The organism is Actinacidiphila sp. DG2A-62 (genome assembly GCF_035825295.1).
Taxonomy (GTDB): Bacteria; Actinomycetota; Actinomycetes; order Streptomycetales; family Streptomycetaceae; genus Actinacidiphila.
Genome location: NZ_JAYMGI010000002.1, coordinates 4,869,399 through 4,889,815, shown reverse-complemented (window position 1 = coordinate 4,889,815; position 20,417 = coordinate 4,869,399). Strand labels below are relative to the sequence as shown.

The 20,417-nt window shown below is 75.6% G+C and carries 19 protein-coding genes and 3 pseudogenes; 5 read left to right on the top strand and 17 right to left on the bottom strand.

The genetic code is table 11. The annotated features are described in order from the left end of the window. Nucleotides 1-102 precede the first annotated feature (102 nt). Nucleotides 103-1,416, bottom strand: a complete 1,314-nt coding sequence (locus VSR01_RS21870) for a M14 family zinc carboxypeptidase (RefSeq protein WP_326450868.1) — start codon at nt 1,414-1,416, stop codon at nt 103-105. Nucleotides 1,417-1,686: 270 nt separating this feature from the next. Further along, complete coding sequence (locus VSR01_RS21865) at nt 1,687-2,790, bottom strand: ThiF family adenylyltransferase (RefSeq protein ID WP_326453753.1); 1,104 nt, start codon at nt 2,788-2,790, stop codon at nt 1,687-1,689. A gap of 363 nt (nt 2,791-3,153) precedes the next feature. Here VSR01_RS21865 and VSR01_RS21860 point away from each other — a divergent pair, with 363 nt between their 5' ends. Further along, the gene (locus VSR01_RS21860) at nt 3,154-4,446 is read left to right on the top strand and encodes a M14 family zinc carboxypeptidase (protein ID WP_326450867.1); all 1,293 of its coding nucleotides are present in this window, start codon (nt 3,154-3,156) and stop codon (nt 4,444-4,446) included. Nucleotides 4,447-4,595: 149 nt separating this feature from the next. On the opposite strand, the pseudogene VSR01_RS21855 reads toward VSR01_RS21860, so the two are convergent. Beyond that, nucleotides 4,596-5,635 (bottom strand): annotated as a pseudogene (locus VSR01_RS21855) (aspartate-semialdehyde dehydrogenase). A gap of 301 nt (nt 5,636-5,936) precedes the next feature. Here VSR01_RS21855 and VSR01_RS21850 point away from each other — a divergent pair. Continuing rightward, entirely contained in the window at nt 5,937-6,347 is a 411-nt protein-coding gene (locus VSR01_RS21850) for a GNAT family N-acetyltransferase (protein WP_326450866.1), read from the top strand. A gap of 53 nt (nt 6,348-6,400) precedes the next feature. Here VSR01_RS21850 and VSR01_RS21845 read toward each other — a convergent pair whose 3' ends face one another. Then, nucleotides 6,401-7,171 carry an HAD family hydrolase gene (locus VSR01_RS21845; protein WP_326450865.1) on the bottom strand — a complete coding sequence of 257 codons (771 nt, stop codon included), beginning with the start codon at nt 7,169-7,171 and terminating at the stop codon, nt 6,401-6,403. 50 nt (nt 7,172-7,221) lie between these two features. Next, entirely contained in the window at nt 7,222-8,148 is a 927-nt protein-coding gene (locus tag VSR01_RS21840; RefSeq protein ID WP_326450864.1) for a winged helix-turn-helix domain-containing protein, read from the bottom strand. 284 nt (nt 8,149-8,432) lie between these two features. Here VSR01_RS21840 and VSR01_RS21835 point away from each other — a divergent pair, with 284 nt between their 5' ends. Beyond that, nucleotides 8,433-8,600 carry a hypothetical protein gene (locus VSR01_RS21835; protein ID WP_326450863.1) on the top strand — a complete coding sequence of 56 codons (168 nt, stop codon included), beginning with the start codon at nt 8,433-8,435 and terminating at the stop codon, nt 8,598-8,600. A gap of 67 nt (nt 8,601-8,667) precedes the next feature. Here the strand turns inward: VSR01_RS21835 and VSR01_RS21830 are convergent, their stop codons facing one another. Together VSR01_RS21830 and VSR01_RS21825 are read right to left on the bottom strand one after the other, a co-directional pair. Then, nucleotides 8,668-9,927, bottom strand: a complete 1,260-nt coding sequence (locus VSR01_RS21830) for a GNAT family N-acetyltransferase (protein ID WP_326450862.1) — start codon at nt 9,925-9,927, stop codon at nt 8,668-8,670. Nucleotides 9,928-10,724: 797 nt separating this feature from the next. Further along, nucleotides 10,725-11,335, bottom strand: a pseudogene (locus tag VSR01_RS21825) (RsiG family protein). Between the two features lie 433 nt (nt 11,336-11,768). On the opposite strand from VSR01_RS21825, the gene dtd reads away from it, so the two are divergent. Beyond that, on the top strand, nt 11,769-12,194 hold the full coding sequence (gene dtd / locus VSR01_RS21820; RefSeq protein ID WP_326450861.1) for a D-aminoacyl-tRNA deacylase: 426 nt from the start codon (nt 11,769-11,771) through the stop codon (nt 12,192-12,194). 97 nt (nt 12,195-12,291) lie between these two features. Here the strand turns inward: dtd and ygfZ are convergent, their stop codons facing one another. The 3 genes from ygfZ to VSR01_RS21805 form a co-directional block, all read right to left on the bottom strand. Then, nucleotides 12,292-13,260: a CAF17-like 4Fe-4S cluster assembly/insertion protein YgfZ gene (ygfZ, locus tag VSR01_RS21815; protein WP_326450860.1), complete on the bottom strand. Its 969-nt coding sequence runs from the start codon at nt 13,258-13,260 to the stop codon at nt 12,292-12,294. 77 nt (nt 13,261-13,337) lie between these two features. Then, the gene (locus VSR01_RS21810) at nt 13,338-13,775 is read right to left on the bottom strand and encodes a Fur family transcriptional regulator (RefSeq protein ID WP_326450859.1); all 438 of its coding nucleotides are present in this window, start codon (nt 13,773-13,775) and stop codon (nt 13,338-13,340) included. A 40-nt stretch (nt 13,776-13,815) separates the two neighbouring features. Continuing rightward, the gene (locus VSR01_RS21805; protein WP_326450858.1) at nt 13,816-14,379 is read right to left on the bottom strand and encodes an FABP family protein; all 564 of its coding nucleotides are present in this window, start codon (nt 14,377-14,379) and stop codon (nt 13,816-13,818) included. A gap of 249 nt (nt 14,380-14,628) precedes the next feature. On the opposite strand from VSR01_RS21805, the gene VSR01_RS21800 reads away from it, so the two are divergent. Beyond that, complete coding sequence (locus VSR01_RS21800; protein WP_326450857.1) at nt 14,629-14,991, top strand: DsrE family protein; 363 nt, start codon at nt 14,629-14,631, stop codon at nt 14,989-14,991. A 95-nt stretch (nt 14,992-15,086) separates the two neighbouring features. Here VSR01_RS21800 and VSR01_RS21795 read toward each other — a convergent pair whose 3' ends face one another. The 7 genes and pseudogenes from VSR01_RS21795 to VSR01_RS21770 all read right to left on the bottom strand — a co-directional run bounded on the left by VSR01_RS21795 (nt 15,087) and on the right by VSR01_RS21770 (nt 20,414). Then, nucleotides 15,087-15,404, bottom strand: a complete 318-nt coding sequence (locus VSR01_RS21795) for a DUF3099 domain-containing protein (RefSeq protein ID WP_326450856.1) — start codon at nt 15,402-15,404, stop codon at nt 15,087-15,089. A 254-nt stretch (nt 15,405-15,658) separates the two neighbouring features. Further along, the gene (locus tag VSR01_RS21790; RefSeq protein ID WP_326450855.1) at nt 15,659-15,949 is read right to left on the bottom strand and encodes a DUF1416 domain-containing protein; all 291 of its coding nucleotides are present in this window, start codon (nt 15,947-15,949) and stop codon (nt 15,659-15,661) included. Nucleotides 15,950-15,992: 43 nt separating this feature from the next. Further along, nucleotides 15,993-16,829, bottom strand: coding sequence for a sulfurtransferase (locus VSR01_RS21785; protein WP_326450854.1), 837 nt, complete (start codon nt 16,827-16,829; stop codon nt 15,993-15,995). A gap of 187 nt (nt 16,830-17,016) precedes the next feature. Beyond that, the gene (locus tag VSR01_RS37875; protein ID WP_442785697.1) at nt 17,017-17,097 is read right to left on the bottom strand and encodes a putative leader peptide; all 81 of its coding nucleotides are present in this window, start codon (nt 17,095-17,097) and stop codon (nt 17,017-17,019) included. A gap of 260 nt (nt 17,098-17,357) precedes the next feature. Next, a complete protein-coding gene (locus tag VSR01_RS21780; protein ID WP_326450853.1) occupies nt 17,358-18,122 on the bottom strand; it encodes an LmeA family phospholipid-binding protein in 765 nt (254 codons plus the stop codon). A gap of 175 nt (nt 18,123-18,297) precedes the next feature. Beyond that, a complete protein-coding gene (locus VSR01_RS21775; RefSeq protein WP_326450852.1) occupies nt 18,298-19,158 on the bottom strand; it encodes a hypothetical protein in 861 nt (286 codons plus the stop codon). A gap of 976 nt (nt 19,159-20,134) precedes the next feature. After that, nucleotides 20,135-20,414: pseudogene (locus tag VSR01_RS21770) on the bottom strand (MoaD/ThiS family protein). Nucleotides 20,415-20,417 lie beyond the last annotated feature (3 nt).

Sequence of the window (20,417 nt, the reverse complement as noted above, 5' to 3'; positions counted from 1 at the left end):
CCACCTGCGTCCCAGCGCCGAACTCAGCGCCGAGCGTCCAGCCGCCCCCCGGGGCGTCGGCGTGACGTCCGGCGTCGAGTGGGCCGGGGGCGGCGGGCGCGGTCAGCGGCGAGCGTATGCGGCGGCCAGGCAGATGCGGGCCTGGAGTTCGACCTGGTCGGGGACGGGGACCCACCTCGCGTCGGCGGCGCCGATCAGATCGCGCGCGCCCGCGTCGAGCCGCCGCTCCAGCCGGGAGCGCAGCCGCGCCCCCTCCCCGTCCACCCCCTCCGCGTCCTCGCAGCGGCTCTCGTCCAGCAGCCGCAGCAGCATCCCGCCCGCGCGCAGCGGGATCCGCCGCGCCGCGATGTCCAGCGCGGCCAGGTGCGCCATGGTCAGCTCGCAGGGCGCGCGCCCGGCCGCCGCCTGCGCGCCGAGCGCCTCATAGTCCTCCGCGAGCGCCGGGAACGCGCTGACCGCCTGCTCGACCCCGCGCAGCAGCGGGTGCCCCGCGGGCGTCCCGGCCCGCTCCAGGAACGGCAGCGCCCGCTCCACCGCGCCGGCCGTCGCCGCGCCGTCCTTGCGCAGCCGCGCCGCGAGCACGGTGAGCGCGTGCTCGGGATCGGGGTGCGGCGCCGGGTCGGCCACCCGCCGGCTCGCCCACATCGGCACCTCGATCACCGCGGTCAGCCCGCCGTAGCGGTGCGGGCGCGACCAGGTCGAGCCGTCCGCGTTCTCCGGCTCGCTGGCGAACCGCTCCTGCGCGCCGCCGGTGGGCAGCACGAACACCCCAGGCCCTGAGCCGTTCCAGAACAGCGCGTCGTAGGTGCCGGTCTGCACCGGGATGTCGAGTTCGGCCGCGGCCTTCCCGAACGGCTCGGCCAGCCCCGGCAGATCGGCGGTCAGCTGCACCCAACTGCCGCCGACGTCCGTCCCGTGCAGCGAGCACTGCAGCACCGGCCGCAGCTCGTCCACGACGGCCAGCAGGGCGTAGGTCTCCGGGAGTTCGTCACCGGGGGCGCGGAACGAGCCCGCCCACTCGGGCTGTTCGTCGGCGGCCGGCCGGAAGGTGTGCCGGTAGTGCACCGCGGGCGGGCGCTCGCCGGCCGGACCGGTCTCGTTGAGCACCGTGCCGTCCGGGTCCAGGCACAGCAGCAGGTCCCAGGTCAGGTCCTCGTCCTTGAGCCGCTGCCGGTCGTGCACCGCCTGCTCGGCCAGCCACAGCGCGGTCGCGCCGCCCGCCTGCTCGTCGGGGTGCGGGCCGGCCACCACCAGGATGTGCCGCCGGCCGTGCCCGACCGACAGCAGCCACAGCGGGCGCCCGGACCGCGACTCCCCGGCGAGCCGCATCCGGCACAGGTCCGGGTGGCGTTGGGTGAGCACCCGGGCCGCCGCCGCGACGCCTGACACGGTCGGGTACGCGTCTGGGCCGCGCATCACGGCTCCTCCTCGGCTCCTCGGCGGCTGCGGCGCGACGCCCCGCGGGCGCGCGGTGGTACGGCGGTGCGGCGATCGCAACGGTGCGTGGGGTGCGGTGGCACACGGGACCGCGGTGGTGCGCGGACCCCGGCGGTACGGGTGGTGCGGCGGCGCGCGCCCGCGCCGTGGCGCTCAGTGCACGCGGGGTGGCGTTTCGTGCTGGGGCCCAGACTCTGCGGGCGGCCCCCGGGTGTCAAGTGTGCCCGTGCGCCGTCGGCCGACATCGGCTCAGCGCCCGGCGGTGCCGCAGGCCGGACAGGTGGGGCGGCGGGGGTGGCGTTCGAGGACGGGGTCGTCCAAGGACATCAGGTTCAGGCCGTAGCGGAACCCCGGCTCCATCGGCGGGACGCCGCTGAGCAGCGCCAGCGCGGCGTGCGCGACGAGCGCCCCGGACAGCGCCGCGGTCACCGCGCTGGCCGGATTCCACGGCATCCGCGGGGACGCCGCGTCCTCGCTCTGGCCGGGCGCGAGCCGCAGGTCGCGGCGCTCGACCTCGCCGGCCCGCTGGCACTCCCAGCACGGCCCGGCCCCCGGCACGTGCACGCCCGCGCTGACCAGCGGTCCGCGGTAGCCGCCCTCGACCCACGGCGTGCCGAGCGACAGGCAGACGCGGTTCGCCCACCGGCGGATCTCCGGCGGCCGGTCCGCGCCGAGCACCAGCACGTCGTACGGCCCCGGCGGCGCGGCCAGCAGGTCCGCGAGGGCGCCGGGGCCGCGGACCTCGCCGCGCTGCGCGGTGACCGTGACGTCGGAGTTCAGCGCCTGTAACGCCGCCTGCGCCGCCTCCGCCTTGGGCCGCCCGACGTCGGCCTCGCGGTAGAGCAACTGCCGGTTGAGGTTGGACAGTTCGACCACGTCGGGGTCGACCGCGTGGACGTGGCCGACCCCGGAGGCGACCAGGATCTGGGCCGCCGCGCCGCCCGTGCCGCCGACGCCGAGCACCAGCGCGCGGGCCCGCCGCAGCCGTAACTGCGCGCTCCACGGGCTGGCCCGCGGGCTGAGGTCCATCCAGCGCAGCAGCGCCACCCCGCGGGCGTGCCGGACCCGGTCGCGTTCGCCGAGGCCGGGCGGCAGCGGCGCGGCGGCGTCGTCCACGTAGCCGGCGGAGCGCAGGTCCGCCATCGCCGCCCGCACGGTCTCCGGGGCGAGGCACGGGTGCCGGCCGACCACGGCCGCGGTGATCTGCGCGGCGGCCCTGGTGCCGTCCATCGCCTGGGTGAGCGTCCAGACCCAGCCGTCCGGGTCCTCGATCTCCGCGCCGATGCCGTGCACGACGCTGCCGATCCGCACATTGCCGTCGACCGTGCGGTACGCGCGGTGCTCGGGCTTGATCCGCGGCCGCGCCAGCTCCCCCACGTCGTGGGGCTCCCGGCTCACCGCGCCGCCGACCCCTTCCGTACCGGCATCCCCCACCCGGACCTCCCGCCAGCTCCGCAGCCTCGCGAGTCCCGCACGCCTCCCGCGGAACGCGCCCGCCGGGCGGCCGCCCCGGAGCCTCCCGGTGGCAGCCGTGCACCCCTTGACACTGTCGCCGGGCCGCCGCAGCCTGACAAGGCGCGGGACGACGGGTCGTGACACGCCGACTACCCTGCGCGGAAACCGACTTGGACAGAGAGGAGATCTCGTGGCAACCACGATCGTCATCCGCCCACTGGACAAGAAGGAGACCACCGGCGCCAGCAACTCCAACGGCACGTGACGTCGGCGATGGCCGACGCCTATCCGAGCGTCGCGGAGGTCGCCGCGGCGGCCTCCGCGTTCGCCCGGTTCCGCCCGGGGCTGTGCGCGCTGCGGCAGATCGGCCGGTCCCGGGAGGGCCGCCCGCTGCACCTGCTGACGGTCGGCCGCGGCCGGCGCAGCGTCCTGGTGGTGGCCGGCCCGCACTCCGACGAGCGGATCGGCGCGGCGACCGCGCTGCGGCTGGCCGAGCGGGTGGCCGCCGACCCGTGGCTGCACGCGCGCGCCGACGCCCGCTGGCACTTCCTGCTCTGCCTGGACCCCGACGGCACCGCGCGCAGCGAGCAGGGCCCCGCGGTGCGGCGCACCCCGGCCGAGCACTTCCGGCACTCCTACCGGCCGCCGGCCGAGGAACAGCCCGAGTGGGCGCCGTCGATCAGGGCGGCCGACGACCAACTGCCGGAGTCCCAGGCGCTGGTGGACGTCATCGACGAGCTGGAGCCGTTCCTGCAGTGCTCGTTGCACGGCAACGACCTGGGCGGTTCGTGGATCCAGCTGACCCGGGACGTGCCGGGGCTCGCCGAGCCGCTGGGCAAGCTGTCCGCCGAGCGCGACGTGCCGGTGCAGACCGGCACCTACGACGCGATGTACTGGACGGTCTCCGGGCCCGGGGTCTATGTGATGCCGGAGCCGGGCGAGCCCACGCAGTTCGCCAGCCTGCCGGAGGACGTCAACCGCTCCACCTGGGTGCGCCCGCACCGCTACGGCGGGATGACCGCGCTGTTCGAGGTCCCGATGTGGGCCAGCCGCAAGGTCGCGGACACCGAGCCGCACCCCGATCCGGCGCGCGCGCTCGCGCAGTTGGGCGCGCTGCTGCGCCACCAGTCCGACCGGGCGCGGCTGTTGCTCGCGCAGGTGCGCGACACGCTGCCGGGCAGGCCCTCGGACTCCGAACTCCCGCCGCTGCTGCGCCTGGCGGAGGGCCTGGCCGCGATCTGCCCGCAGGTGGCGGCGGATTGGGAGGCGCTGCACCCCTCGCCGGTGCCGCTGACCCGCGCGCACCTGGCCGCGCTGGACATCGCGGCCCGCCGCATCTCGCTGCGGGCCGCGGGCACGCTGCTGCGGCTCCTGGACGGGCTGCCGCCCGCGCTGCCCGGCGCCCCGGCGGCCCGCATCGCCTGCGAGGCGCAACTGGCCGCCTGGGCGGCCGAGTTGACCGCCGGCCACGATCTGGCCTGGATTCCGGTGCCGGAGCAGGTGGATCTGCAGGCGGAGAGCGTGCTGGCCGCCTTCCGCCTGCTCACCGACTAGAGCGGCGGTCTGCTCGCCGACCGGACCCGCGGCCCCGCCTCCGCCGTGCGGGAGCCGTGCCGCTGCCGTTCGGGTCGATCCGTGCCGTGCCGCGGCGTCCGGCGCGCGGTCACGACGCGACGGCGGCGGTCACGACGCGACGGCGGCGGTCACGACGCGACGGCGGCGGACAGCTCCTCGGCGACCAGCTCGGCGAGCTGCACCGCGTTGAGCGCGGCGCCCTTGCGGAGGTTGTCGCCGGAGACGAAGAGCGCGAGGCCGTTCTCGACCGTCTCGTCGACGCGGATGCGGCCCACGTAGGAGACGTCCTTGCCGGCGGCCTGCAGCGGCGTCGGGATCTCCGAGATCTCCACGCCCGGCGCCTGCGCCAGCAGCTCGTAGGCGCGCTCGACGCCGAGCGGCCGCGCGAAGCGCGCGTTGAGCTGGAGCGAGTGGCCGGTGAAGACCGGCACCCGTACGCAGGTGCCGGACACCTTCAGCTCCGGGATCTCCAGGATCTTGCGGGACTCGTGCCGCAGCTTCTGCTCCTCGTCGGTCTCGAAGCTGCCGTCGTCCACGAGGTTGCCGGCCAGCGGCAGCACGTTGAAGGCGATGGGGCGCTTGTAGACGGACGGCTCGGGGAAGTCCACGGCCGCGCCGTCGAAGGTGAGGCGGTCGGCGTGCTCGGTGACCCGCGCGGCCTGGCCGTGCAGCTCGGCGACGCCGCTGAGCCCGGAGCCGGAGACGGCCTGGTAGGTGGTGGCGACCAGCGAGGTCAGCCCGGCCTCGGCGTGCAGCGCGCGCAGCACCGGCATCGCGGCCATCGTGGTGCAGTTCGGATTGGCGATGATGCCCTTGGGACGGTCGGCCAGCGCGTGCGGGTTGACCTCGGAGACCACCAGCGGCACCTCGGGGTCCCGGCGCCACGCGGAGGAGTTGTCGATCACCACGACGCCCTGGGCGGCGACCTTGGGGGCCAGCTCGCGGGAGGTCGCGCCGCCGGCCGAGAACAGCGCGATGTCCAGGCCGGTGTAGTCGGCGGTGGCGGCGTCCTCGACGGTGATCTCGCCGTCCCCCACGGCAGCGTGCGCCCGGCCGACCGGGCCGAGGCGAACAGCCGCAGCTCGTCCACCGGGAACTTCCGCTCGGCCAGCACCTTGCGCATGACCCCGCCGACCTGCCCGGTCGCTCCGACGATTCCGATCCTCATGGGGTGGCTCTCCGTTCTGCTGGTTCTGCCGGGTGCGGGCCGCGCCGCCCGCTTCGAGTATCCCCCGGCGCCCTGGATGCGGCCGCTCCCGTTCCGGCTGCCGAGACGCGCGGGCACGGGCGCCCCGCCGCGCGGCCGGCGGCCCGCCGCGGGCGGCTCCGGACGCGCGGGCGGCGCGGGCGGCTCCCGGACGACGCAGGCTGCGCGGGCTGGCCCGTCCCCGCGAGTCTCGCCCCGAAGACGGCGAAGGTCCAGTTAATTGTCGTGCGGTCCACCTTTTAGCAGTCCTACGCTACGGCGCATGTACGAGATCTCCGCCGATCCGGCCCGCCTCGACGTCCCCCGGATCCACCGCTGGCTGTCCACCGACGCGTACTGGGCGCTCGGCCGCCCGCTCGCCAAGCAGGAGGCCGCGATAGCCGGCTCCCTGAACTTCGGCGCCTACCACGAGGAGACCGGCGAGCAGCACGCCTACGCCCGCGTGGTCACCGACCGGGCGACGTTCGCCTGGCTGTGCGACGTCTACGTGGACCCCGCCGCGCGCGGCCGGGGCCTGGGCACCGCGCTGGTCGCCGCCGCCCGCGACCACCTGGCGCCGTACGGCCTGCGGCGGGTGCTGCTGGCCACGAACGACGCACACGGCGTCTACGCCCGCCTCGGCTTCGAGCCGCTCGCCGAGCCGCAGAAGTGGATGGCGCTCGGCCTGCAGTGACCCGGCGGGCGCTACGCCCTCGCCTGCGGGCGCTACGCCCTCGCCTGCGGGCGCTACGCCTTCACCGCGTCCAGCACCGGCGCCAGGCCGGCCACGACGTGCGCGGCGCCCGCGTCGGCCAGCAGCCCGCGCTTGCGGGCGGTGCGCGCGAAGCCGAGGAAGGGCACGCCCACCGCGCGCGCGGCCTCGAAGTCGCTCACGGAGTCGCCGACCATCAGGCACGAGTCCGCCGTGGCGCCGGTGCGCCGCATGGCCTCGCGCAGGCAGGAGGGGTGCGGCTTCATCAGCTCGGGCCGGGCGTGCCGCCGGCCGTGCACCCTGGCGCCGAAGCAGTCGGCCAGGCCCTGGGCCTCCAGGTAGCCGGAGACGGCCGCCGCGGTGTTGTTGGTGGTCACCGAGAGCACCCGGCCCTGGTTCACCAGCGCCCTGACCAGGTCGCGCGCGTGGGCCGTGGGCTGTGCGCTCCCGGCCGCGATCGCCTCGTGCTCGCCGAGCAGCTTGTCCAGCTCGGCGACGCGGTAGTCGTACGCGGGCCGGCCCCGGTAGGCCCGCGCCACGTCGGCCAGCACCTGGAACGGGTCGGTGGGCGAGGTGAGGCGGATGCCGGCCGGGTCGCCGGCCGGGTCGCCGGGCGGACGGCCGGGCGTCTCCCAGGACGCCACGCGCTCGCGCAGCACCGCCGCCACCTGCGGCGCCGGGTGCCCGGCGAACAGGTGCGCCAGCGGGCCGTCGAAGTCGAACAGCACGTGCTCCGCGCCTGCCAGCAGCGTGGTGAGAGCGGCCGGGGAAGCGGTCCTGCCGTCGTGGGGCCGGCCGGAAGTCATGGAATAGCGTCCAGGGGTCCGAGGTCGGTGGGGGCGCGGCTGCGCCGTGCTCATTCGGCGAGGTCCAGCGGCGTGCTGATCGTCGCCCACAGCGAATCGAACCACGCCTGTGCTTCGCCGACGTAACGCGACGCGGTGCTGTCCGGGTGCTGCGGGCTCGCCCGGTGCGCGAAGAGCGTCGCGCCGAGCCCGAGCACGTCCCAGATGTCGCCCTGGTGCTCGCCGTAGACGACCGGCCGCGGCACCACCCGGTAGTAGCCGAAGAGCGCGGTCCTGCCGTTGAGCAGGTAGAGCTTGTGCATCGGGGTGAGCGGGACGGTCCTGAACTCAAGCGTCAGCGAGACGTCACCGCCGCGCACGCCGGCGATCTGGGCGAAGAAGCCGTTCATCACCACCACGTGGGCGCCGACCAGCTGCCGCAGCCGGACCAGCGGCCAGTCCGCGTCCGGGTCGTCCCGCACCTTGGGGATGGCGAGCGAGGCGTCCAGGCTGGGCAGCAGGATGCGGACCCGGATCGACTCGGGGTTCAGCTCCCCGCTCATCACCCGGGTGATCGGCTCGGCGAGCACCGCGTTGAGGGTCTCGGCGGTGAGCGAGAACGAGTCGATGGTGACGCGACGCTCCTGGAACGCCTCCGCGACGTGCGGGCCGAGCGCGGCGAACGCCGGTTCCGGCCCGTCCGAGGGCCGGCCGCCGCCGGTGCGCGGCGCGCCGCCGCGCGAGGGGGCGTGCCGCCAGTCGAGCACCTCGGACGGACGGCCGCGCTGGTTGTCGATGTAGCCGTCCCGGTACAGCTCCTTCAGCGCGCGCTGCACTGTGGGCCGGGAGACGTGGAAGCGCTCCTCCAGCACCGCCTGCGCCGGGATGCGCTCGCCCACCCGGAAGAGTCCCTCGTGAATCTCCTGCCGCAGCACGTCGGCGATGTGCAGGTACGGCGGGAGATCGGTGCCCGTATCAGGAGAGTCGTCCTCGTCCACACGCCGACTCTACCAACTTCCCCCACAACCGCACTGCTTGGAAGAGGCTTGTTTACCGATCTCATGCAACCGGGCACACCCTTGAATGAGAAGAGTCATTCAACTCCTTCAACCTCGGGCAAAGTTGAGCCGGTCGGACGGAGTTGACTGATCCAACTCGGCGTCGGGGGTGCCGACTTCCCGTTCGAGGGCGTACGGGGACGCACGCAGCCACCGCCTTCCGCAGGGCCGTGCCCCGCCGCACCGGGGCACGGCCGGTACGAGGCCGTGAAGGAGGGCCGGTCATGCTCGTACTCAGCTTGTGTGCATACGCGTTCGAGGAGATCGTGCAGTGGCGGTTCGGGGCGGTCGGGGTGATCGCGATCGGGCTCGTCACGGTGGGGCACAAGGCGCGCAACGCGACCTGCACCGCGATCGGACTCACCGCGCTGGCGCTGCTGCTGGCGCAGTGATCCGGTCGGGCGCGGTGGCCGCGCCGGCCCGGGGGGGCTCGGGGCCGGCCCGGCGGCCGGGCCGCCGTCAGAAGATGTCAGGGCACCAGGGGCGACGGGGGGTACGGAAGAGGGCGGTGGCCGTGTCGGCCGCGCCGGGGCGGTGCTCGGTCAGGCGGTCGAGCGCGGCGAGCCGGACCGCGGACTCGTCGCCCAGATACAGGCAGGCCAGGTCCGCGGCGGTCACCGTCAGGTCGGCGGGGGCGGTGGTCGGCGCGCAGGACGCGACGCCCGAGGCGTCGGTCTCCAGCAGGAAGCGGCCGGCGGCGTGGCCCTGGGGGTCCAGCACCTCCAGCCTCAGCGCGGCCGGGCCGCCGGCGTACGTGCGGGCCGACAGCGCGGCCGGCACGTCCAGCAGCCGCAGCCACATGAAGTCCGCGAGCGCCTCGGTGCGGGCCGCGCGCGGGTCGCCGAGCAACAGCGGCAGCACGTCGTCCGGGGCCCGGTACCCGGTCCTGATCAGCGTCACCCAGTCCAGCGACAGCAGGAACCGCCACAGCGCGCGCTCGGCGGCGGGGGTCGCGGCGATCAGCTGCCGCACGGACACCTCGACCTTGGGCAGCTTGTTCGGCCAGTGCTCCTCCTGCGTGGTGTACGCGACCAGGCCGTCGACGCGGCCCGAGGCGTCGCGGTACACCACGTGGAAGGGCTCGGTCCACGGCCGGGAGGCGACGACGCGCTCGCCGGTCTGGATCTGCCACCAGACCCGGTCGCGGTCGATCGCGCCCGGGGTGCGGGCGCGCACCCGCTCGTGCAGCCCGGGGCCGGTCTCGCGCACCTCGGCCAGCGGCGCGAAGTCGACCCGGCCGCCGTCGGAGGGGCCGGCGTACCGGCGGTCGACCGCGGCGCGCGGCACGTCGACCTCCCAGTTCGCCACCCAGGTGGCCGGGCCGAAGCCGAAGCGGCCGTAGATCGGGTACTCGGCGGCGACCAGGATCGCGACGGGCTCACCGCGGTCCCTGGCGGCGGACAGTTCGGCGGCCATCATCGTGCCGGCCAGGCCGCGGCGGCGGTGCGTGGCGCTCACCGAGACGTTGGTGATCGCCGAGGCGTTCAGGGCGGCGCCGCCGGGGACGGTGAGGCGGCGCGGCATGCTGCGGAAGGTGGCGACACAGCGGCCGCGGTCGAACGCGCCCTGCGTACGGGTCCGGTCCACGACCTGGGCGCGGACCTCGATCTCCTCGGCGGTCAGCGTCGGGCCCAGGTGGAAGCCGGTGTGCAGGGCGCGGAGCCAGTCCCCCACGTCGTCGCTCGCGCTGAGCGTCCGCACGTCCAGGTCCGCGCCCACGCTGGCGCCGAGCGTCCGCCCCGTCGCCTCGTGGGCCCGCGCCCCCGGGCCCCCGGCCGCGCCGCTCCCGGCCCCGCCGTCCCGGCCACGACCGCGCGCGGCGTCAACGCCCTCTTCTCCCATCCCCCGGACGCTAGAACGGCTCCGCCTGCCCCGCACCCCATTTACGCCCCCTCAGCGCCGGACGCCCGCGGCCGCCGCTCCCGCCCCGAAGGGGTTGTCGCTGTCGCCCACGGACCCCCTGCCCGGTGGTGGGCTGTGGGGGTACCTCCCGGACGGAGTCTGGGGGAGCCGTTCCCCGCGCCCCTGAACATCACGCCCAGCGCCGGCGGGACGCACGCCCGGCTGCCACGGCTTCAAGCCGACGGTCGACGTCACGCTTCAGGGGCGCGGGGAACGGCGCGACCAGCCCCCGCGGCGCGGCAGGCGCCACCGGCCCGAAGGGGCTGTTGCCGTCGCTCACGGACCTCCCCCAGAGCTTCGCCTGGGAGGTACCCCCAGCCGGTGGTGGGCTTGGGGGTAGCAGCTCCCGGCGCCCCCGGCGTACAGGCTCGTCGTCGGCGGGACGCACGCCCGGCTGCCACGGCTCCGCGCCGACGGTCGACGTCACGTCGTAGGGGGGCGCGGGGAACTGCGCGCTCAGCGGGCCGCCGGCCGGTGGGCCGGGCACGGCAGCGACAACCCCCTTCGGGGCGGTGGCGACCCGCAGGTCGCGGCACCCGAGCGCGCGCGGGACGCATGCCCGGGTGTCGGGGCGGGAGGCACGACGGGGGCGCGCCGTGATGCGCTGGATGGGCTCAACCCTCCGCGAGGAGGTCGTCGACGTGGGCCTCGCCGTCGCGATAGCGCCGGGTGATCTCCGCGGAACAGCAGTCGACCGTGCGCTGGAGCGCGAGGCGGCGCCGCGAGACCTGCTGCTCGTGCCGCGCCAGCCGCCCCATCGCCTCGCGCAGCTCCGCGTCCGTGCGCGCGCCCAGGTCGGACAGCTCGACCTCGGACAGCATCTCCTCGGCCAGCGCCCGCACCCGCTCGGTCAGCGGCGTGCCGAGCGTGACGTGGCGCGCGGAGGACCGCACCCGGGAGGGCCCGTCGCGCAGGATCTCGGAGAGCCGGTCGACCACCGGCCCGTCCACCGCGGCCACCGCGACCGCCGGCGCGGCCGCCGCGCCGGCCCCTGCGGCCCCGGCTCGCCGGAGCCGCGCCGCTCCACCTCCGCGCGCAGGATGTCGATCCTGCCGTGCAGCATGCGCCGCAGGTACGACAGGTCCGCCTCCTCCTGCTGCGCCTCGCGCCGCAGGGTGCGCAGCGCCGCCAGGTCGAGGCCGCCGAAGTCGGGCTCGGAGGTGTCGGCGAGCGGGCTGCGCGGCGCGGGCGGGCGCAGCGGGCCCAGAGCGTCGGCCTTCAGCATGTGCGGGGCCTTCCTGGTGGGTGCCGCCGTGAATGCGGTCGCGGACACGGGCGCGGCCGTGGGTTCGGTCGCGGACGCGGGACCGGACGCGGCCGCCGACTCGGCCGCCGCGCCGGTCGCCCGCTCGGCCGCCGCGCCGGTCACGGAACCGGTCACGGAACCGGTCGCGGAAGCGGTCGCCGCCGGCCGCGGACTCGCGTCCGCGCCCGAATTCTCTCCCGCGCCTGTGGTGATCATGCCTGCCGTCCCCTCCGCCGCGGCGCCCGAGCCGCGCTTCGATGCTGCCACTTGCCGCTGACACGGCACAGCGACTCTGCACCCGAACGGCCGTCGCAACTGGTGTGCGAGGCCGCCGACCGGGCGTACGGCGGCGAACGCGCGCCTCCGCTCACCCGTGTGAGTGACGCCGCCCGGGACGCGCCACAATGGCCGCATGCGAGCGGTGGCCCAACGGGTGAGCGAGGCGAAGGTCGTCGTCGACGGCGAGACGGTCGGCGCGGTGACGGGACCGGGGTTGTGCGTCCTGGTCGGCGTCACGCACGACGACACCAAGGAGAAGGCGGCGGCGCTGGCCCGCAAGCTGTGGACGCTGCGCATCCTGCCCGACGAGCAGTCGTGCTCCGACGTCGACGGACCGCTGCTGGTGGTCAGCCAGTTCACGCTTTACGGTGACGCCCGCAAGGGTCGCCGCCCCACCTGGAACGCCGCCGCGCCCGGCCACCTCGCCGAGCCGCTGGCCCAGGAGGTCGTCTCCCAGCTGCGGGCGCTCGGCGCGACCGTCGAGACCGGCGTGTTCGGCGCGGACATGAAGGTCACGCTCACCAACGACGGCCCCTTCACCGTCGTCCTGGAGCTGTAGCCGGACCGCCGGGCCGGCCCGGCCGCCGGGACTCCCGGCCCGCCCGACTCCCCCGGCCCGGCCGCCAGGACCCCGGGCCCACCGGCCCGGCCTCGGGCTACGGCGCGACCACCGTCTCCTGCGCCGCCGCCGTCTCCTCCGCGAGCAGCGTCGCCCGCTCCGGCGTGTTCCGCTTCACCAGCGCCAGCGCGATCGGCCCCAGCTCCCAGTGCCGCGCCGAGGAGGTGATGAAGCCGACCGCGCGGCCCTCCTCGCCCTCCTCGGCCACCCGCACCGCAGCGCCGTGCCCGGGCAGCCGCACCTCGCTGCCGTCCAGGTGCAGGAAGACCAGGCGGCGCGGCGGCCGGCCGAGGTTGTGCACCCGGGCCACGGTCTCCTGGCCGCGGTAGCAGCCCTTGCTCAGGTGCACCGCGGTGTCCAGCCAGCCGACCTCGTGCGGGATGGTCCGGTGGTCGGTCTCCAGGCCGAGCCGCGGCCGGTGCGCCTCGATCCGCAGTGCTTCGTACGCGAGCACGCCGATCGCCGGGCCCGCCCCGGCCGCCCAGGACTCCAGCCGGTCGCGCGGCACGAACACGTCGCGGCCGTACGCCGTCTCCCGTACCGTCCAGGCCGGGTCGAGCCGGGTGATCGAGCCGGCGGGCAGGTGCACCACCGCGTACCGGTCGGTGACGTCGGCGGTCTCCACGCGGTAGAAGAACCTCATGCTCTCCAGGTAGGCGAGCAGCGCGCCCTGGGTCCCCGGCTCGACGTGCATCCACGTCGTCTCACCGTCGTCGACGAGGTAGAGGGCGTGCTCGATGTGTCCGTGCGCGGACAGGATCAGCGCCTCGGTGGCCTGGTGCGGCGGCAGTTGCTCGACGGCTTGCGTGAGCAGCAGGTGCAGCCAGGGCAGGCGGTCGGGGCCGCTGACCGTCACGACGCCGCGGTGGGACAGGTCCACGAATCCGGTGCCGTCCGCGAGCGAGCGCTGCTCGCGGAACAGGTCGCCGTAGTGGGCGGCGACCCCCTCGTCAGGGCCTTCTGCGGGGACGGCGCCGGGCAGCGACAGCAAAGGGCTCTTCGTCATGCCGTCCAGCGTACGACCGGGCGGGCCGGCGGCGGGCGGCCAGCCCTCGTGCCCGGGCCGCGCGGGCACCTCGGCGGTCAGCCCTGGGCGCCGGCCGCCTTGAGCGCGCAGTCCCGGCAGCGGCCGAAGATCGCGAAGTGCTTCATGTCGGTCTCGAAGCCGAAGGCGGCCTGGAGGCTGTCGCGCAGCGGCGCGGCCAGCTCGATGTCGGCCTCGGTCACCACGTCGCAGTCCCGGCACACCAGGTGCATGTGGTGGTGCCGGTCGGCCAGGTGGTACGTCGGGGCACCGTGCCCGAGGTGGGCGTGGCTGACCAGGCCCAGCTCCTCCAGCAGCTCCAGCGTGCGGTAGACGGTGGAGATGTTGATGCCGGACGCGGTCTTGCGCACCTCGCACAGGATGCCGTCGGGCGTCGCGTGCTCGAGGTGGTCGACCGCCTCCAGGACAAGCTCGCGCTGGGGCGTCAGCCGGTAGCCGCGCTGCCTCAGATCGCTCTTCCAGTCGGTGCCCGCCACACCGCCAGTGTAGGACGGCCCCGGCGCGGACCCGGCGGCGCTACCTGAAGAAGGCGATCCCGTCGTCCGGCAGGTCCTTGACGTCGGCGGCCCACTCGCGCGGGTCCACCACCTTCTTCAGGTGCGCGGACATGTAGGCGCGCATCGGCACCGAGGGCGTGGACTTCTCGCCGACCCACATCAGGTCGCCGCCCACGTAGCCGTACAGCCGCTTGCCGCCGCTGTACTCGGGGGCGGCGGCGAGCCGGGCGACGGCGTCGGTGACCAGGTCGATCTGCGGCTTGCCGTCGGCCAGCTCGCCGGTCCAGATCTCCACCACGCCCTCGTCGCGGGTGACGGTCACGTCGACCTTGCGGTCGGCGTCGATCCGCCAGTAGCCGTGCTCGCTCTCCAGCGGCCTGACCTTCCTGCCCTCCGCGTCCAGCACCCAGGTGTGCGAGGCGTACTCCAGGAACGGCCGGCCGTCGTGCGTGAACTCGACCTCCTGCCCGAAGTTGCACTTCTCGGCGCCGGGGAAGTCGTGCACGCCCGCGCCCGTCCAGCGGCCCAGCAGGAACGCCAGCGGGACCAGGCCGGGCTGCAGCTCGGAGGGGATCTCGATCATGTCAGCGCTGGCCCTGGTAGAGCTTCTTCACCGCGTAGAACGCGAACGCGGCCACGCCCACGCAGACGAGGACGAGCAGGGCGTCGAAGTAGTACTGGATTTCCACGGAAGCGGTGCTCCTCGGACGATCGGTGGTGGCCGGGCGGCCGGCTGCCTCGGCCGCACCCGAGTCTAGTGCGCGGCCCGGCCGCGGGCCCGGCGGCCCCGGGCCCCGGCCGGGTCCGCCGTCCCCGGTCCTAGGCTGTGGGCATGGCGAACAAGCTGGTGATCAAGGTGACGGCGGGGGCGGACGCGCCCGAGCGCTGCTCGCAAGCGTTCACGGTGGCGGCGGTGGCCGTGGCCAGCGGGGTGCAGGTCTCGCTGTGGCTGACCGGCGAGTCGGCGTGGTTCGCGCTGCCGGGGCGGGCCGCGGAGTTCGAGCTGCCGCACGCCGCGCCGCTGCCGGACCTGCTGGAATCGGTGCTCGGGGCCGGGCAGGTGACCTTGTGCACGCAGTGCGCGGCCCGCCGCGGCATCGGCGAGCAGGACGTGCTGGAGGGCGTGCGGATCGCGGGCGCCCAGGTCTTCGTGAGCGAGATCATGCCGGAGGGCGTGCGGGCGCTCGTCTACTGAGGTCGCGAGGCCGCGGACTCGGTCCGCGGGCCGCGCCTCGGCCCGCGCCGACCCTCGCTGGGGCCGCGCTCAGAGCCCGCGCTCAGAGCCCGCGCTCAGGGGCCGGGCGGCGGCTGCCGGTGGTGGCCGTGCTGGTCGCGCGGATCGCGGGTGCCGTCCGTGGGGGTCTTGCCGTCCAGCTCGGCCCACCATCGGTCGGACTCGGGGTCCCCGGTCTCCTCGTCCCACCAGTGGTCGTCGGGGCCGCGCCGGTTCGCCACGATCGCCGCGGCCGGCGGGATGACCATCGCCACCACGCACATCGCGATGGCCGCGGGGACGGACCAGATGCGCACGACCGCCCACGCCAGGACGAAGAGCACCACGCAGGTGCCCATCATGGCGAAGTACCAGTGCCTGCGGCGCGCGTACACACTTCCACGGTACGTCGCGCCGCCGCGTACCGGAACACGCCGGGCCCGCGGAAACCGGTCGCCGCGGCGGGCGGACGGACGGCAGGCGGACAGACGGCAGGCGCACGGCGGGCGGACGGCGGGCGGACGGCGGGCGGACGGTGGGCGACTGCGGGCGGGCTGCGACGTACGAGGGCCGCACCCCCTTGCGCGGGGTGCGGCCCTCGGGTCGTACGGCGGCCGGCGCGCGACCGGCGCGCCCGCGGTCCGGGTGCTCAGACCGCGATGGCGACCTCGGCCGCCGCGCCCTGCTGGGCCACGACGGTGCGGTCCACCGTGGCGCCCGGGACGAGCGCCCGCAGCGTCCAGGTGCCGGGCGCCGCGAAGAAGCGGAACTGCCCGGTCGCCGAGGTCGGCACCTCGGCGGTGAACTCGCCGCCGCCGTCCAGCAGCCGCACGTAGCCGCTGACCGGCTCGCCGTCACGGGTCACCGACCCCTGGATGATCGTCTCGCCCGCCACGTCGACTCCGGCCAGGTCGGGGCCGCCGGCCTTCGCTCCACACATATGGGTTCCGTCCTCCGCGTCAGCAGTGTGTGTCTGGTGGCCGTCAGTTGGCGCCGAGCTCGATCGGCACGCCGACCAGCGAGCCGTACTCGGTCCACGATCCGTCGTAGTTCTTCACGTTCGGCTGCCCGAGCAGCTCGTGCAGCACGAACCAGGTGTGCGCGGAGCGCTCCCCGATCCTGCAGTAGGCGATGGTGTCCTTGGACAGGTCCACGCCCTCGCCCTCGTAGAGCTCCTTGAGCTCCTCGTCGGACTTGAAGGTGCCGTCGTCGTTGGCCGACTTCGACCACGGGATGTTGCGCGCGGTCGGCACGTGGCCGGGGCGCTGCGACTGCTCCTGCGGCAGGTGCGCCGGGGCGAGCAGCTTGCCGGAGAACTCGTCGGGCGAGCGCACGTCGACCAGGTTCAGCGAGCCGATCGCGGCGACCACGTCGTCGCGGAACGCGCGGATCTCGGCGTTCTGCTCCTTGGCGGTGTACGTGGTGGCGGGGCGCTCGGGCACCGCGGCGACCAGGTCGCGCGAGTCCAGCTCCCACTTCTTGCGGCCGCCGTCGAGGAGCTTGACGTCCTCGTGGCCGTAGAGCTTGAAGTACCAGTAGGCGTAGGACGCGAACCAGTTGTTGTTGCCGCCGTAGAGCACGACCGTGTCGTCGTTGGCGATGCCCTTGGCGGACAGCAGCGCCTCGAAGCCGGCCTTGTCGACGAAGTCGCGGCGGACCGGGTCCTGCAGGTCCTTCTTCCAGTCGATCCTGACCGCGTTCTTGATGTGGTTCTTGTCGTAGGCGGACGTATCCTCGTCCACCTCGACGATGACCACCTTGGGGTCGTCGATGTGGGCCTCGACCCAGTCGGCGTCCACCAGGACGTCACTGCGGCTCATGCTGTTCTCCTCCGGGGCAGTACGGATGTGCGGTGCGGTGGTGCGGGGCGGGCGCGCGGGGCTCGCGGGCCGCGCTGCGGGCGCGGTGCGCGTCGGCGCGCGGGTGGTGCCGGGGCACGGGGAGAGCGGGGCGGACAGGGCCGCGCCGGGGCCGGGGCCCCGCGTCGGCGCGGGAGGGCTGTCGCCCCTAGGGCATGCGACAGAGCATGGCGGCGACGCGGCACAGGTCGACTGCCCGCCGCTTCGTGAGATCCGCCTGTCGCCTCATGGGTACCGATCGTAGGGAAGCGACCCGACCGGTGTCACCGCCGTGTCGCATAGTGAGACAAGATTGTCCGTATCCCGGTCACAGGGCTCAGGTGCGGCGCACCGGCGGCGGCACGGCGCGCCCGGCCGTGGACCGCCGTGGGGCGACGATCCCCGCAAAACGCCTCGTCCGCGCGTTCGAGCCGATCCGCCCGGCCGCGCGGACGGCCGGCCGGCGGTGTGCCGCGGCGGACCGGGTCCGCGGTTACGGACACCGCCGTCTCAGTTGGCGAGAACCACATGCTTCCCGCCCGCCGCCACGGATATGCCCTCCGGGGTCGAGGTGACCGAGGTCAGCGCGATGCCCGCGGGCAGGTGGGTGAGCTGCCGGGTGAAGTCGATGCGCTGCCGGATGTCGTCCTCCAGGCCCAGCGCGGTGAACGCCTTCGGCAGCGGGTTCGCGTGCAGCCCGATCGAGTCGGCGCCGCGCACGGTGATCTGGCTGAGCACGCTGATGCTGCCGCCGATGCCGGGGACCGCGCCGGACAGCTTGACGAAGGTCTTCCCGTCCTGGGTCGCGCCGCCGTACGAGACGGTGATGCCCTGCGGCGCGGCCTTCGTCAGGTCGTCGAAGGTGATGAAGGCCAGGCCGTCGGCGCTGTCGGCGACCGCGCGGCTGAAGCCGTTGGAGAGCTTCACGCCGTGCAGGTCGGCGTGGAAGCTGTCGATGCGCAGCGAGTCGGCGCCGCCGCCGGCGTTGATGTCCTGCGCGGAGACCTTCACGTCGTCGAGCTTGCCGCCGGCCACCTGGGTCAGGAACGGGAAGCCCTCGATGGACACCTTCGGGCGCGCGTCGAGGTCCTCGGTGACCTGGGCCTGCTTGGCGGCCTTCGACTCGGCCAGGTGCACCCCCACGCGGTCCGCGGCGACGAACAGCCCGCCGAGGACCACCACCACGATCAGCACGATCCGCGCCACCCGCATCCGTACCGCTCCCCGCATGTCGTCCGCGCCGGTCCCGGTCCGCGGCGATGGTCCCTGGTCCACCGCCCGGCCGCCGACGCGCCGGTTGATCGTTCACTCGTCCGCATACGGCTGACGGGCCCGCGTGCCCGGTGGTTCCCGCGGGTACCGATCCGTTACGCGGGCGGTTCCCGCGAGCCGCCTCCCGTCCCACGCGTCACGCGGGGCGCGCAGGCTCGGGCGGCGCCCCGGGCGGGGCTCAGCTCAGCGCGGTGCCGAGCGCGTAGACGACCGGCGCGGCGGCGGTCAGCGGGAGGGCGACGCCCGCGGTGAAGTGGACGAAGCGCGACGGGAAGTCGTAGCTGGCCACCCGCAGGCCGATCAGCGCGGCGGCGGCGCAGGCGAGCGCGAGCACGGCGGCGTCCCCGGAGCCGTAGCCGGTGGCCGGCGCGGTGAGCCACGCGGTGGCCGCGCCGACCGCGAGCGACAGCACCAGCGAGACCGGCTCGCCGCCGGGCAGCCGGACCGCGCGCACCAGCGTCGCGGCGGCCGCCGCGACCGTGCCGACCACCACCGGGTCGCTGCCCGGCCCGGACACCGCGGTCGCGAGCAGGCTCGCGGCGACCACGGTCAGCAGCGTGGACACCGAGGTCGCGGTGAGCGAGGACAGCCGCTCGTCGGCGGAGCCGTGGTGGCGCAGTTGCAGCACCAGGACCAGCAGCAGCCACACGCCCAGGGTGCCGAGCAGCACCTCGGTGGCATGGCCGCCGTCGGCGGCGAGCAGCGCGACGTCGGCGGTGACGCCGCCGAGGAAGGCCAGCATGATGCCCTGGCGGGCCGGCCACATGCCGTTCAGCCGGAACCAGCCGGCCGCGGTCAGTGCCTCCAGCGGGAGCAGGGCGACCGCCAGGACCGGGTCGCCGAGCGCGGCGGCGCCGGCCAGCAGCAGGCCGAGGACGGCGGTCAGCGCGGCGGGCTGGACGCCCGGCGGGATGATCGGCGAGCCGGTCCTGGCCGGCGGCGCGGGTGTGCCCTGCGCCGCGGCCCGCGCGGACGCCTCGTCCCACGGCCCGGGCTGCTGCGGCAGCTCCTCCGCGTCCCCCGCGTAGGCGGGCAGCACCGCGGTGTGCTCGGCCCCGCGGGGCGCCTGCGGCTCGGCATAGGCGTGCGGGTAGGGCTGCGCGCCGCCGCCGGCGCGGCCCGCGGGGTCGTACGGGTCGTAGCCGGCGCCGTGTCCGTCGCCGCCGCGACCGCCGGCGTAACCGTCGCCCCCGTAGCCGCCGCTGCCGTACTGCGCGGCGCCGCCGTACGGCTGGGCGCCGGCCCGGTCCGCGCCGCCGGGGGCGTAGGCGTCGCCCGCCGCGCCGGGGCCGCCGGCGTACCCGGGGCCGGCGGGCGCGCCCGAGGCGTAGCCGCCGCCCGCTGCCGGGGAGCCGCCCGCGTGTCCGGGGCCTCCGGAGCCGTACGGGTTGCCGGCGTGGGGGGCGGCGCTGCCGGGGGCGTAGGGCTGGGGGGCCGCGTGGGGCTGGGCGCCGGGCGCGGCGGCGCCGTAGGGGCGGCCGTGCTCCTGGCCGTACCCGCCGGGCTGCGCGCCGTACCGGCCGTCGTGGCCGGGGGCGCCGGGCCGGTCGTGGTACGCGCCGGGCTGCCACGCGTCGCCGGAGGCCGGGACGCCGTAGGCCGCGCCGGACTCCGCCTGCGGGGGAGCTGTCCGCTGAGCGGCTCGGGGACGTAGGCCCAGCCCTGCGGGTGGTCCGCGCCCTGCTGCTGCCCGTACGAGGGCGCGGCGCCGTGCTCGACGCCGGGGTACGGCTGCGCCTGGTGCGGGCTGTAGCCGCCCGCGTCGCCGTAGCCGGAGCCGTCGCCGTAGCCGTCGTCGTAGCCGGAGCCGTCGCCGGAGCCGTCGCCGTAGCCGTCGCCGTAGCTGGAGCCCGCGCCCGCGCCGTACGCCTGGCCGGCGTCGGCGGGGTAGCCCTGCTGCGGGTCGTACGGCTGTCCCCCGGCGTGTCCCGGGCGCCGGCTGGCGCCGGGGCCGTAGCCGGACTCGCGGGGGGCGTCGGGGTCGTGCGGGCCGTTCGCGGCGCCGTCGGGAGTGGTCATCGGGCGCCTCCGGCGAAGGGGAAGGACCTCGACCGTGCCGCCCTCGCGGAGCGGCACGGCGGTGTGGTCGCGGGTGCCGACGGGGTCGCCGTCGACCAGGAAGGAGCAGCGCAGCAGCACCCGGGTGAACTCCGGCCGCCCGGCGTGGCGTTCGCGCGCCGCGTCGAGCGCCTCGGCGAGCGTGGCGGCGCGGTACGGCTCCTCCGCCGTGCCCGCCGCGGCCTTCGCCGCCGCCCAGTAGCGGATCGTGCCCACGGCCGTCCGTGGTGCGGCCATCGC

Coding starts and splice junctions, on each gene's coding strand:
- VSR01_RS21870 (WP_326450868.1), bottom strand. CDS start 1,416: ATGCGCGGCCCAGACGCGTACCCGACCGTGTCAGGCGTCGCGGCGGCG.
- VSR01_RS21850 (WP_326450866.1), top strand. CDS start 5,937: ATGTACGAGATCTCCGCCGATCCGGCCCGCCTCGACGTCCCCCGGATC.
- VSR01_RS21845 (WP_326450865.1), bottom strand. CDS start 7,171: ATGACTTCCGGCCGGCCCCACGACGGCAGGACCGCTTCCCCGGCCGCT.
- VSR01_RS21835 (WP_326450863.1), top strand. CDS start 8,433: ATGCTCGTACTCAGCTTGTGTGCATACGCGTTCGAGGAGATCGTGCAG.
- dtd (WP_326450861.1), top strand. CDS start 11,769: ATGCGAGCGGTGGCCCAACGGGTGAGCGAGGCGAAGGTCGTCGTCGAC.
- ygfZ (WP_326450860.1), bottom strand. CDS start 13,260: ATGACGAAGAGCCCTTTGCTGTCGCTGCCCGGCGCCGTCCCCGCAGAA.
- VSR01_RS21805 (WP_326450858.1), bottom strand. CDS start 14,379: ATGATCGAGATCCCCTCCGAGCTGCAGCCCGGCCTGGTCCCGCTGGCG.
- VSR01_RS21800 (WP_326450857.1), top strand. CDS start 14,629: ATGGCGAACAAGCTGGTGATCAAGGTGACGGCGGGGGCGGACGCGCCC.
- VSR01_RS21790 (WP_326450855.1), bottom strand. CDS start 15,949: ATGTGTGGAGCGAAGGCCGGCGGCCCCGACCTGGCCGGAGTCGACGTG.
- VSR01_RS21785 (WP_326450854.1), bottom strand. CDS start 16,829: ATGAGCCGCAGTGACGTCCTGGTGGACGCCGACTGGGTCGAGGCCCAC.
- VSR01_RS37875 (WP_442785697.1), bottom strand. CDS start 17,097: ATGAGGCGACAGGCGGATCTCACGAAGCGGCGGGCAGTCGACCTGTGC.